Origin of the sequence: Yersinia fenwicki (assembly GCF_043099325.1) — a bacterium.
GTDB lineage: Bacteria > Pseudomonadota > Gammaproteobacteria > Enterobacterales > Enterobacteriaceae > Yersinia.
Map to the genome: position 1 here is coordinate 75,305 of NZ_CP170755.1, position 11,862 is coordinate 87,166.

The window sequence follows — 11,862 nt, forward strand, 5'->3', positions numbered from 1 at the left end:
AATGCTCGTTGTACCATTTCCCATACAACACTCTCCCCACGGCCAAGCTAAAAGGCCATAAAGATAATAGTTTTATCAAAACTGTTCACTACTCTTCACTTTAGGAAAAAAGTATTAATAATCAATAAATAAAAGGGTGAACAGTTCACTTGAAACTATTCACCAAGTGTTCACTACTGTTCACTCGGTCAAAAAAGAGCTTTTTCTCTGGCTAGCTAAAAAACCATTCAGACAGAATGATAATCAGCCAATTTCTTATACCGTTTTGGAATTAAAAAATATTATATATTTCAATTAACCCTATTAAATGTGGGTAAAAAACAAACGAAATACTAAGAGAGGCAAAGAAAGGCAAAGAAAGGCTAAAAGAGGCAAATGTGACAAATTTCAGGGATGAGCATGGGTTGGTGAGTTTGCTGAATCACACAACAATAGCTTGTTGCATCAGGTAAAAATATTCTCACAATAGGGGGCTACCCAACTGAATCCCAGCAAACCCGGCGGTATATGGCCGGACAACTACAAGGTAGCTTTACATGCTTGCAATGACACAACAGGCTTTATCCAATACTCCTCCACCGATGGCAATACACTACCCGCGTGACCGTTTTATGCGCCTGCCGGAAGTGATTAACACCACCGCCTTATCCCGCTCAACCATTTATGAACTGATTAGCCGTGACCACTTCCCCGCACAGATTTCCCTCGGCGGTAAGAACGTCGCATGGCTGGCCTCTGAGATTGAGGGCTGGATGGCAGAGCGTATTGCTAACCGTCAGGGGGTATCAGCATGATCACCCTAAAAATCGGTGAGCAATTCTTCACCCTGAATGAGGGCGACGTGCAATACATCGCTGAGGCGTTCCAGATTGCGCAGCAACAACCCGGCCTTGCTTTACCCAAGTACCGCAGCCAGCTAAACGGCGTGGTGCAAGTGATGTCGGGCAATACGCCGAGTACGCCAGCACAGGCCAATTTTTACTCCCGTGCCCCCGCACAGCCCAAGCCTGATATTCAGACTGACTGTTAAACCGATGACCCTCATCCCACAAAAAGGGCTTTTCTCTGGCTTGCATTTTTTGCAGGCCTTGCGTTATAGTCGCCGTGCTGTCGCAACATCGGCAGCCGGGCGTGAGAACCCGTGTTACTTATTGGCGACACAACACGCGCCAGGCGTGTTTTTTTATGTCGTGGCCTCGGCCTACCAGTTTTTTGCACAGTGGTTTCGACATCACTGTCGCTATCAAGCAATGGTGGCTCAGGCGGGGCAGCCTTCGGGCTGGCCGGTTTCCAATAAGGCCGGTTTCTCACCCCCGTCTGGGCTACCACCCAAGTGTGAGAACTTCCGTGGTAGCAATAACCAATACTTATTGGAGGCTGCCACTATGGCTACATCCCTCACCCCGTTACACCCGCAATTTATCTATCTGTTTGCTGCTGTTCGCCGTACTGAATTAACGGCGCGTCCCTGCATGTTGCGTACCACCGCCAGCAGTGAGAAGAATGCCCGCCTGCGTTTAACCCGTGACTACATCCTGTCGTTTGCTGGCCGTCTGCCACTGGGGGAAGTCGCATGAATACCCTTGCCGCCCGTTATGACCGTGATACGCAGTACAGCATCCCTCACGCTGATTTCTTACGCCTCCAGCATGCGCACAATGTCGGTGTGACGTTCCTCGATATGCTGGAAACACAAAGCAGCCTGCTACACGGTATTACCCCACCGTCGCCTGAATCGTTCGCCTCAATGGTGGCGTTACTGACTGACCAGCTCGGACAGGTGATGAACACCTGCGAATCACAAATCTTATCCCGCATGGAGGCCCCCATCGTATGAATACCCTGAATCAATCCTGTCTGCCCGTTGAAGTCCGTACCGCTGTTTACCGCCGTGCGTTAGCCCATGCCTATCTTGATAACTGCGTGTCTCACGGGGTACGCCTTGGTTACTCGCTGGATGAATTGCAAATGACGATAGCAATGGATATTGAGGGCTATTATGTGCGCCAGCACGGGCCAGAGGCCGGTATGGATATGGCCTGCACCATGCTCAGTGACATGGTGCAGCCGGATATTCTGCTGGCTCCGCCGCGCCTGACGGTATTAGGGCAAAAAATGATGGATGAGCTGTGCCAAGCGCAGATAACCACAACCCGCAATACCCCCCTGCACTGAGGAGAAACAGAGAATGACAACATTAAGCGTTTCACATACCTCACGTGTAGCTACCGGTCAGTGGCCGGTATTGCTCCCCGCGCTCGGTATTCATATCACTGCCGGAGGCCGGGCGCAGCCCTGCCCAATGTGCGGTGGTAAAGACCGTTTTCGCTTTGATAACCTGCAAGGGCGTGGCACATGGTTTTGTAACCAGTGCGGCGGTGGCGATGGCCTGAATCTGGTTGAAAAGGCGCTGGCGGTCACGCCCAAGGAAGCCGCCTGCAAAGTGGCTGAGGTATTAGGCGAACCATCACACCCGCCATTACCGATACACAATGCCGGACAGGAAGCACAGGTGAAAGCGCAAGTACGACAGCGGGCCGCAGAACAGGCTAAACAACTGCTGACTGTCGCCCAACCACAGACCGGGAATGCCTATCTGGCCGCCAAAGGCTGGCCAGAACTGGAGGCGCTGACATTACACGATAAACCGTTGCGTGTTGGGGGGATTGCCTATCAGCCCGGCGACCTGTTATTTCCCCTGACCGACAGCACCGGCGAGGTGGTTAACGTCCAGTTGATTAACGCCAGCGGTGACAAGCGCACACTGGCCGGGGGACAGGTGAAAGCCGCCTGTCATTTCTTGCCCGGACAGGATAACGCCGTTATCTGGCTGACCGAGGGCTATGCAACCGGGCTAACGGTGCATCACCTGACCGGGGAAAGTGTTTGTGTTGCGCTCAGTGCGAACAATCTGCCTGCGCTGGCGCAACAGTTGCGTAGCCACTACCCGGATGCACTGCTATTGCTGGCCGCCGATAATGACGAGAACGGCACCGGCCAGACCCGCGCAACCGAGGCCGCCCAATTGAGCGGCGGTAAGCTGGCGTTGCCGCCGGTTATTGGTGACTGGAACGACGTTTATCAGCAGCAAGGTAAACTGGCCGCCCTGACCCAGTTACAGGCATTTAATCAGCCGCAACAGCCCAGCCCGTTCGATACGCTCAGTGACGCCGACCTGAAAGCCATGAGCGCCAGTGAAAAGGCCGAATTGTTGGTAGAGCACTATCAGCACTTGCTGGCGGTGCCACAGGTCGGTGAAGACCTGTGTCGTTATGAGAACGGGGCGTGGCAGGTGCTGCCGTATCGGATACTCAGCCGGGAAATTGCCGCTCTGTTCCATAAAATCCGCGCCCCGTTCTCAGCATCCGGGATAAACAGCGTACTCGATACGCTCAAGCTGATGGTGCCACAAATGGGAACACCCGCCCGGCACTTGATAGGTTTTCGTAACGGGGTATTTGATACCACTACCGGCCAGTTCAGCGCACACCAAAAAACGCACTGGTTGCGTACCGTGAACAGTGTGAATTACACCCCGCCCAAAGCCGGGGAAAATCTGTCCGACCATGCCCCGCACTTTTGGCGCTGGTTAACGCGGGCCGCCGGGCAACAGCATGAGAAACAGGAGCGTATTCTCGCGGCGCTATATATGGTGTTGGCGAACCGCTATGACTGGCAACTGTTCCTTGAAGTGACCGGGCCGGGCGGCAGTGGCAAAAGCGTGATGGCCTCCATCGCCAGCTTACTGGCCGGTAAAGACAATACCACCTCGGCTACCATCGATACGCTGGAATCGTCGCGGGAACGTGCCTCTGTAGTAGGGTTCTCTCTGATTATCCTGCCAGACCAAGAGCGATGGAGCGGTGACGGGGCGGGCATTAAAGCCATCACTGGCGGCGATGCCGTTGCCATTGACCCAAAATACCGTGATGCCTATTCCACCCATATCCCGGCGGTGATTCTGGCCGTCAATAACAACCCGATGCAGTTCAGTGACCGCAGTGGCGGCGTATCCCGTCGCCGGGTTATTCTGCCGTTCCCGGAGGTTATCCCGGCCAATGAGCGCGACCCGCTATTACTGGCGAAAATTACCGGTGAACTGGCGGTTATTGTGCGTCACCTGATGCAGCGTTTTATTGTTCCCAATGATGCCCGTGCGCTACTTGAAGCGCAGCAGAACTCGGATGAAGCGCTGGAGATTAAACGCGGTGCTGACCCGTTGGTTGATTTTTGTGGTTATCTGCTGGCGGTTAATACCCCCAATGGCCTGTATATGGGGAATGCCAACATCATCCCGGCTAATCCGCGTAAATACCTGTATCACGCTTACCTGTCATTTATGGAGGCGCGCGGCCATCAACGGCCAATGAGCCTGACCGCATTCGGGCGCGCTGTACCACAGACTCTGAGTGAATATGAAATGGCCTTGTTGAAACGTAAGACCAATCAGGGGATGCAAACCAATCTGATATTAAGTGAAGATTGCGAGGCCGACTGGTTGCCTAAATGTGAAGCACATTGAATAAACAACATCACGATCGTTTCTACCGATCAATATGGCGTTATTGATCTGCCTAACCCATTGGACGCTATCAGTTACGACACTTATAGTTGCGTTGTACAAACCTCATACATCCAACACCGGGGAGCAATGTATCAGTGTGTACTCGGGCCTGCTTGCAGGCCTTTCTTTTATCCCCAATTCGTCCCACTTATCTTGGCACCTCAAAAATAATCACACCGGCCTAGGCCGGTGTTTTTGTATTCAATGGCCGACTGTTCACTGCAAGTGACTAGTTAGGATAAACTCGTCACTAACTGATCACTATCTAATACATTGTATTTAAATGATTAAATTCAAAAGTGAACAGTGTGAACAGTTTTTCTATAAATCTTTTTTTCTTGGCTGATTTGAATATATGCCTATTGAGTTCTCACCCTAATAGTTGTTCAAAATATCACCGCATTAATTATTGTGTATAGGAAAGTGTATAGAGTCATACTTCCAATTTAAAATTTTACTTATATATCAATGTGTAATAATGTTTTAAGTATTCCTGTGATCTGCCAAGGCCTATCTCCCGCATTCTCTCTTCGTCAATAAATCCTTTTATAATCCGATGGTTGCAACGAAAGTAGTCTGTCTGAATCTACCGTGGTCTACTGGTTTCTACCCTGTGCTGGGGGCATAACCCCCATTCTAGAGATATCCTTTGCTGTAATGATGCGACAAATAGCCGTCGCTAATTAGCGAACTTTCAGGAATTTAGTATCTGGATAGTGCTCAATAAACGCCTTTGTATGGCTATATGTGAATAGTCTTGATACCTGAGCCCCTGATTATGGACGATTGAGACTAATCTAAATCAATAAATCACCATAAAATCTTCAATAGTACTGATAATAAATACATGTGCTTAAAAACAGTATTGACATCTGATATAGAACACGTAGATTGGAATTTAACACCGGTGCAATTAGTAGCGAACTTTTTATTTAGCCGGTGTCCATGTAGCAGATTTAAAATAATGCGATAAAGGTCACGAAATATTTTTTTATGTGAGATTCGTTATGAGTTTATCTATAATTTACTCATGCGATGATGCTTTAAGGTCATGCAGTAAATCTTCATAATCGCATTCTGTGGACGATACGCGATGAGTTAAGGCTTTGTTGTTTATAGTAATGTTCGCGATTTGTGTACTTCAGTATGAGATCGAGGATATCGCGACGAAAGTAAAGCCACGTAACAAAGAGTATATATCGCGAGGGTGATGTACTAATTTAGTCAGTTTTATCAAAAGCATGACTAAATGTAATAAGTTGGGAATGTTACCATTCAGTTAATATATTGGAGGGCAGAGTTAGTTCTAAACAAAAATATTCCTGTAAACATGTACATCTTTATAAATAGTACCAAGATAAGTATCACGTTATTAAGTTAATTAATGTTTAATTTTAAATGTGTAGTACCTTAAAAGCCCTGACTAGTGTAGTCGGGGCTTTTATTATTTTGGGGCCTACCGCTGGTATGTCGAATAAAAACAGGAGGATATATGGAGGTCAGGTTAGCGTCACCTGATGAAGCAGATCAGTTATGGTTGGTAAGGAATAAAGCCATAAGGCATGGGTGTCGAAATGTGTATGATGAAAAAACATTGATAGCTTGGACACCAGATCAGATGCCTGCGGGATATCCTAAGGCTGTAGCGCATAATCCATTTTTTGTCATCGATGACCCAATTAGCCAGCTTGCTGTTGCCACTGGTTTTTTAGATCTCTCATCCGGTAGCGTCGAAGCTATTTTTACATTACCTGAATTTGAAGGTCATGGTATGGCATCTCGTATTTTAGATGCGATCAAGCATGAAGCGAAACTACGAGATTTCACAAAGTTGACCCTTGCCTCGACACCTAATGCATTGGCATTTTATGAAAAGCAGGGTTTTATTCTACTGGGCGAGAGTCTTTATCCTTCACAACTGGCGCAAGCTAATCTGAGATGCATGGATATGATCCATTATTTATAGATCTAACAATATTACCCCATAATGATGAAGTGAAAGATCCCGCATTTTGAATGTCGCAATGTAAAATCGATGTGAAATATATGTGACTCCGTGCGCAAAAACAGACCAATTTTATGCTAATTTCCCTGGCGAAATCACGTCGAAAATCCTTCCACTTTGACTTAACCCCCTTGGGGATTCCTATAACTAATTAATTTTAAACATTATTAACATCATTCATTTTTAAATGCTTGGTGTTTTATTGCTGTTTTTTTGATGCTTGATTGTACTTGTCTATACGAGTATATGTTAATAAATATTCAAGCTAAGTAATGTCGTTGATACCTGAAAAACTGGTTGAAGGAAATTGCCGTGACTGCCCAAAATAGATTCCGTGATACTGAGATTCGAGCTTCGCGTGGCACAAAACTGACTGCTAAAAGTTGGATGACCGAAGCCCCGTTGCGTATGTTAATGAATAATCTCGACCCCGAAGTAGCTGAAAATCCTAAAGAATTAGTCGTTTACGGTGGTATTGGCCGTGCGGCTCGTAACTGGGAATGCTACGACAAGATTGTGGAAAGCCTTACTCATCTGAACGATGACGAGACCTTATTGATTCAGTCAGGCAAGCCAGTGGGTGTCTTCAAAACCCACAGTAATGCGCCGAGGGTGCTGATTGCTAATTCTAATTTAGTTCCGCATTGGGCTAATTGGGAACATTTTAATGAGTTAGACGCCAAAGGGCTGGCCATGTACGGCCAGATGACGGCGGGCAGTTGGATCTATATTGGTAGCCAAGGCATTGTGCAGGGCACCTATGAAACCTTTGTCGAAGCGGGACGGCAACATTTTGGCGGTAGCTTGAAAGGGCGCTGGGTATTAACGGCAGGGTTGGGAGGTATGGGGGGGGCGCAACCACTGGCGGCCACTTTGGCCGGAGCTTGTTCTTTGAACATTGAATGCCAGCAAAGCCGTATCGATTTCCGCCTCAAAACACGCTATGTCGATGAACAAGCGACAGATCTTGATGATGCGTTGGCGCGCATCAAAAAATACACTTCTGCTGGAAAAGCTGTTTCTATCGCATTATGCGGCAATGCAGCTGAAATCTTACCTGAGTTGGTACGCCGTGGGGTTCGCCCGGATATGGTGACGGACCAAACCAGTGCCCATGATCCGCTGAATGGCTATCTGCCAAAAGGCTGGAGCTGGGAAGAATATCGCCGCCGTGCCCAAAGTGAGCCGGTACTGGTGGTGAATGCAGCCAAAACGTCAATGGCAGAACATGTTGAAGCAATGCTGGCTTTCCACAATATGGGCATCCCGACTTTTGACTACGGCAACAATATCCGTCAGATGGCACAAGATATGGGTGTTACCCATGCTTTTGATTTCCCGGGGTTTGTTCCTGCTTATATTCGCCCGTTATTCTGCCGTGGTGTTGGCCCATTCCGCTGGGCCGCGCTTTCCGGTGACGCCGAAGATATTTATAAGACGGATGCTAAGGTTAAAGAACTTATCCCAGATGATGAGCATTTACATCACTGGTTGGATATGGCCCGTGAACGTATCAGCTTCCAAGGGCTACCGGCGCGTATCTGCTGGGTTGGCTTAGGGCAGCGCGCTAAATTAGGCTTAGCCTTTAATGAGATGGTACGAACAGGTGAGCTGTCAGCGCCGATTGCGATTGGACGTGATCATCTTGATTCCGGCTCGGTCGCCAGTCCTAATCGCGAAACTGAAGCCATGCAGGATGGTTCTGATGCCGTTTCTGACTGGCCGCTGCTTAATGCATTGCTGAATACTGCCAGTGGCGCGACTTGGGTATCACTGCATCATGGTGGTGGTGTTGGAATGGGCTTCTCACAACATTCTGGCATGGTGGTGGTATGTGATGGTAGCGACGAAGCAGCCGAACGTATCGCCCGAGTATTACATAATGATCCAGCTACTGGCGTAATGCGCCATGCAGATGCAGGTTATGACATAGCGATTAATTGTGCACAAGAGCAGGGGCTTAACCTGCCAATGATTGCCGCAACTCAGGGGAAAAAAGCATGAAAACAACAATGACACTGCGTCCTGGCCAGATGACGCTGGCTGATTTGCGACATATTTATCAGCACCCCGTACAAATAACTTTGGATGAAAGTGCTTATGCACCTATTCAGCAAAGTGTGGATTGCGTACAGAAAATATTGGCAGAGAAGCGCACTGCGTATGGTATCAACACTGGATTTGGTCTATTGGCCTCCACGCGTATTGCGACAGAAGATTTGGAAAACCTACAACGCTCGATTGTTCTTTCCCATGCAGCAGGTGTTGGGGAACCCAATGATGACGCGATTGTACGCTTGATTATGGTATTGAAAATCAATAGCCTGGCGCGTGGTTTTTCCGGTATCAGGCTTGAGGTTATTCAGGCGTTGATAACATTAGTTAACGCACAAGTTTATCCGCATATTCCCCTAAAAGGCTCTGTTGGGGCTTCCGGTGATCTGGCTCCGTTGGCACACATGAGTTTGCTGCTGCTCGGTGAAGGTAAAGCCCGCTATCAAGGGGAATGGCTAGATGCTCATACAGCATTAGCCAAAGCCGGTTTGCAGCCACTGACACTAGTGGCAAAAGAAGGGCTGGCACTCCTTAATGGTACTCAGGTTTCCACCGCTTATGCGTTGCGTGGCTTGTTTGAATCTGAAGACCTTTATGCCGCAGCCTCTGTTTTTGGTAGCCTGACGGTTGAAGCAGCATTAGGTTCTCGTAGCCCGTTTGATGCCCGTATTCATGCAGTTAGGGGCCAGCGTGGGCAAATTGATGCTGCCAGTACTTATCGTCATTTGCTTGGCGAACGTAGTGAAGTCTCTGAATCTCATCGTAATTGTGACAAAGTTCAAGATCCATACTCTCTGCGTTGTCAGCCACAGGTCATGGGGGCTTGTCTGACCCAAATGCGGCAGGCTGCGGAAGTTCTGGCGATTGAATCTAATGCAGTATCAGATAACCCATTGGTATTTGCTGACCAGGGCGATGTGTTGTCTGGCGGTAACTTCCATGCCGAACCGGTCGCAATGGCGGCAGATAATCTGGCGCTGGCGCTGGCAGAAATCGGCTCGTTAGCAGAACGCCGTATTTCGCTGTTAATGGATAAACATATGTCGCAGCTACCACCATTTCTGGTGGAGAACGGCGGCGTAAACTCAGGTTTTATGATTGCGCAGGTTACGGCGGCGGCACTAACCAGTGAGAATAAAGGGCTGGCATTCCCCTCCAGTGTCGACAGTATCCCAACTTCAGCGAATCAGGAAGATCATGTTTCTATGGCTCCCCGTGCAGGTAAGCGCTTATGGGAGATGGCTGAAAACGTGCGCGGCATTCTGGCTGTTGAGTGGTTGGCAGCATGTCAGGGGCTAGATTTGCGCAAGGGCCTGAAAACATCAGATGCTCTGGAACCAGCTCGCCTGCTACTGCGTAAGCATGTGGCCTACTACGAAAAAGACCGTTTTTTTGCCCCCGATATTGAAGCTGCTAGCCAGCTCATTGCTCTGCGTCATATGAATGAGCTGATGCCTTCGCATCTACTACCAAGTCTTTAATAACGAATAATAAGCATTTAAAAACATTGACCTATAGGTGATCCCGGTAATCGGGATCACCCTCTCTGAACCCCTGCCTGTAAGGGCACAAATCTTGCGAGAATGTACCATGAAGAATGATTCATCCACGCTCAAACGCGGCCTTAGCGCCCGGCATATCCGGTTCATGGCGTTAGGTTCTGCCATTGGTACCGGCTTGTTTTATGGCTCTGCCGAGGCAATCCGTCTGGCCGGGCCCGCGGTATTACTCGCTTATCTGGTTGGTGGTGCCGCCGTATTCATGGTGATGCGCGCACTTGGCGAAATGGCGGTGCATGATCCAGTTGCGGGTTCATTCGGCCACTACGCCAGCCGTTACCTTGGCCCACTGGCGGGCTTTCTTACCGGTTGGACCTATACCTTTGAGATGATCATTGTGGCGCTGGCTGATGTCACGGCGTTCGGTATTTATATGGGACTATGGTTCCCGGATGCACCGCAGTGGGTATGGGTGCTGAGTATTATTTTCTTTATTGGTGCGCTAAATCTGTGTTCAGTCAAAGTATTTGGTGAAATGGAGTTTTGGCTATCACTGCTAAAAGTAACCGCGATTATTGCCATGATTGCGGCAGGGCTAGGCATTATGATGTTTGGTTTCGGTGCCGGTCATGAGAGTACTGGGGTCAGTAATTTATGGTCTCATCAAGGATTTATGCCAAACGGTATTACAGGTGTGATTGCTTCATTTGCTGTGGTGATGTTTGCTTTTGGTGGTATTGAAATCATCGGAGTGACGGCCAGTGAGGCAAAAGATCCGGAAAAAGTATTACCACGAGCTATCAATACTGTTCCTGTACGTATTCTACTGTTCTATGTTCTGACCTTATTTGTTTTGATGGCTATTTATCCGTGGAATAGCATTGGGCAAAATGGCAGTCCTTTTGTAGAAATTTTCAGTAGTTTAGGGATCAGTTCTGCTGCCAATATTTTGAATCTAGTGGTTATTACTGCGGCTATTTCGGCGATCAATAGCGATATTTACGGTGCTGGCCGCATGATGTATGGCCTGGCACAGGAGGGGCTAGCACCTAAATGCTTCAGTCGTTTGACCCGTAATGGCGTGCCTTGGATGACCATTTTAGTGATGGCAATAGCACTGTTATTGGGTGTGGTGTTGAATTATCTGATCCCGAAGAATGTATTCCTGATTATTGCCTCGATTGCGACCTTTGCCACAGTCTGGGTGTGGCTGATGATCCTTATCTCGCAAGTCGCGATGCGCCGCTCAATGAGCAAAGAAAATGTTGCCCGCCTCGCCTTTCCAGTGCCTTTCTGGCCGGTGGCTCCGATGCTCACTATTATCTTTATGGCCTTCATTATTGCGGTTTTGGGGTATTTTCCTGATACCCGTATTGCCATGTATGTTGGCTTGGCTTGGGTGATATTAATGACACTGGCCTGGTGGGTTTGGGTACGGAAAACACCTGTTCATGTTATTGCCGAGCGGGTGGAAAACAGCGAAGCATAGCAATCGTCATTCTGAATTGGGCCGCGATTAATCACATCTGCGGCCCGATTTATTTTGAGGGAGGGCGGAGCGGCCAGTGAAATGAGGTGGATGACGGGGGAATTAAGCGGTTGAGGATTGTTTCTTGGAGCGTAATAGCTGGATGCTAATTTTATTAATATCGCACTATATACCAAGATAATGCTTTGCGTTTAAAGTAGCGGCATAACCAGATGGTGATAAAGTGACCTTAACGATGAAATTTATATAT

The 11,862-nt window shown here is 48.4% G+C and carries 10 protein-coding genes; all 10 read left to right on the forward strand.

Annotated elements, in window-relative coordinates:
• The first annotated feature begins 536 nt into the window (after window positions 1–536).
• The 10 genes from ACF3VQ_RS00330 (at window position 537) to ACF3VQ_RS00375 (ending at window position 11,612) form a co-directional block, all read left to right on the forward strand.
• Complete coding sequence (locus tag ACF3VQ_RS00330) at window positions 537–794, forward strand: AlpA family transcriptional regulator (RefSeq protein WP_004874969.1); 258 nt, start codon at window positions 537–539, stop codon at window positions 792–794.
• A complete protein-coding gene (locus ACF3VQ_RS00335; RefSeq protein ID WP_226722893.1) occupies window positions 791–1,030 on the forward strand; it encodes a hypothetical protein in 240 nt (79 codons plus the stop codon). Before ACF3VQ_RS00330 ends, ACF3VQ_RS00335 begins: the two co-directional genes overlap by 4 nt.
• Before the next feature lie 4 nt (window positions 1,031–1,034).
• Window positions 1,035–1,577, forward strand: coding sequence for a host cell division inhibitor Icd-like protein (locus tag ACF3VQ_RS00340; RefSeq protein WP_050099449.1), 543 nt, complete (start codon window positions 1,035–1,037; stop codon window positions 1,575–1,577).
• Entirely contained in the window at window positions 1,574–1,837 is a 264-nt protein-coding gene (locus ACF3VQ_RS00345; RefSeq protein ID WP_032814182.1) for a hypothetical protein, read from the forward strand. Before ACF3VQ_RS00340 ends, ACF3VQ_RS00345 begins: the two co-directional genes overlap by 4 nt.
• Complete coding sequence (locus ACF3VQ_RS00350) at window positions 1,834–2,175, forward strand: DUF5375 family protein (RefSeq protein ID WP_392432953.1); 342 nt, start codon at window positions 1,834–1,836, stop codon at window positions 2,173–2,175. Before ACF3VQ_RS00345 ends, ACF3VQ_RS00350 begins: the two co-directional genes overlap by 4 nt.
• A gap of 13 nt (window positions 2,176–2,188) precedes the next feature.
• Window positions 2,189–4,522 carry a primase-helicase zinc-binding domain-containing protein gene (locus ACF3VQ_RS00355; protein ID WP_392432954.1) on the forward strand — a complete coding sequence of 778 codons (2,334 nt, stop codon included), beginning with the start codon at window positions 2,189–2,191 and terminating at the stop codon, window positions 4,520–4,522.
• A gap of 1,534 nt (window positions 4,523–6,056) precedes the next feature.
• Window positions 6,057–6,530: a GNAT family N-acetyltransferase gene (locus tag ACF3VQ_RS00360; RefSeq protein WP_392432955.1), complete on the forward strand. Its 474-nt coding sequence runs from the start codon at window positions 6,057–6,059 to the stop codon at window positions 6,528–6,530.
• A 351-nt stretch (window positions 6,531–6,881) separates the two neighbouring features.
• Entirely contained in the window at window positions 6,882–8,573 is a 1,692-nt protein-coding gene (hutU, locus tag ACF3VQ_RS00365; RefSeq protein WP_392432956.1) for a urocanate hydratase, read from the forward strand.
• On the forward strand, window positions 8,570–10,105 hold the full coding sequence (gene hutH, locus ACF3VQ_RS00370; RefSeq protein WP_392432957.1) for a histidine ammonia-lyase: 1,536 nt from the start codon (window positions 8,570–8,572) through the stop codon (window positions 10,103–10,105). Before hutU ends, hutH begins: the two co-directional genes overlap by 4 nt.
• Before the next feature lie 109 nt (window positions 10,106–10,214).
• Window positions 10,215–11,612 carry an amino acid permease gene (locus tag ACF3VQ_RS00375; RefSeq protein WP_392432958.1) on the forward strand — a complete coding sequence of 466 codons (1,398 nt, stop codon included), beginning with the start codon at window positions 10,215–10,217 and terminating at the stop codon, window positions 11,610–11,612.
• Window positions 11,613–11,862: the final 250 nt, after the last annotated feature.

Excerpts from the sequence above, each read along its gene's own strand:
- ACF3VQ_RS00345 (WP_032814182.1), top strand. The coding sequence starts at position 1,574 with ATGAATACCCTTGCCGCCCGTTATGACCGTGATACGCAGTACAGCATC.
- ACF3VQ_RS00355 (WP_392432954.1), top strand. The coding sequence starts at position 2,189 with ATGACAACATTAAGCGTTTCACATACCTCACGTGTAGCTACCGGTCAG.
- ACF3VQ_RS00330 (WP_004874969.1), top strand. The coding sequence starts at position 537 with ATGCTTGCAATGACACAACAGGCTTTATCCAATACTCCTCCACCGATG.
- ACF3VQ_RS00375 (WP_392432958.1), top strand. The coding sequence starts at position 10,215 with ATGAAGAATGATTCATCCACGCTCAAACGCGGCCTTAGCGCCCGGCAT.
- ACF3VQ_RS00350 (WP_392432953.1), top strand. The coding sequence starts at position 1,834 with ATGAATACCCTGAATCAATCCTGTCTGCCCGTTGAAGTCCGTACCGCT.
- ACF3VQ_RS00360 (WP_392432955.1), top strand. The coding sequence starts at position 6,057 with ATGGAGGTCAGGTTAGCGTCACCTGATGAAGCAGATCAGTTATGGTTG.
- hutH (WP_392432957.1), top strand. The coding sequence starts at position 8,570 with ATGAAAACAACAATGACACTGCGTCCTGGCCAGATGACGCTGGCTGAT.
- ACF3VQ_RS00340 (WP_050099449.1), top strand. The coding sequence starts at position 1,035 with ATGACCCTCATCCCACAAAAAGGGCTTTTCTCTGGCTTGCATTTTTTG.
- ACF3VQ_RS00335 (WP_226722893.1), top strand. The coding sequence starts at position 791 with ATGATCACCCTAAAAATCGGTGAGCAATTCTTCACCCTGAATGAGGGC.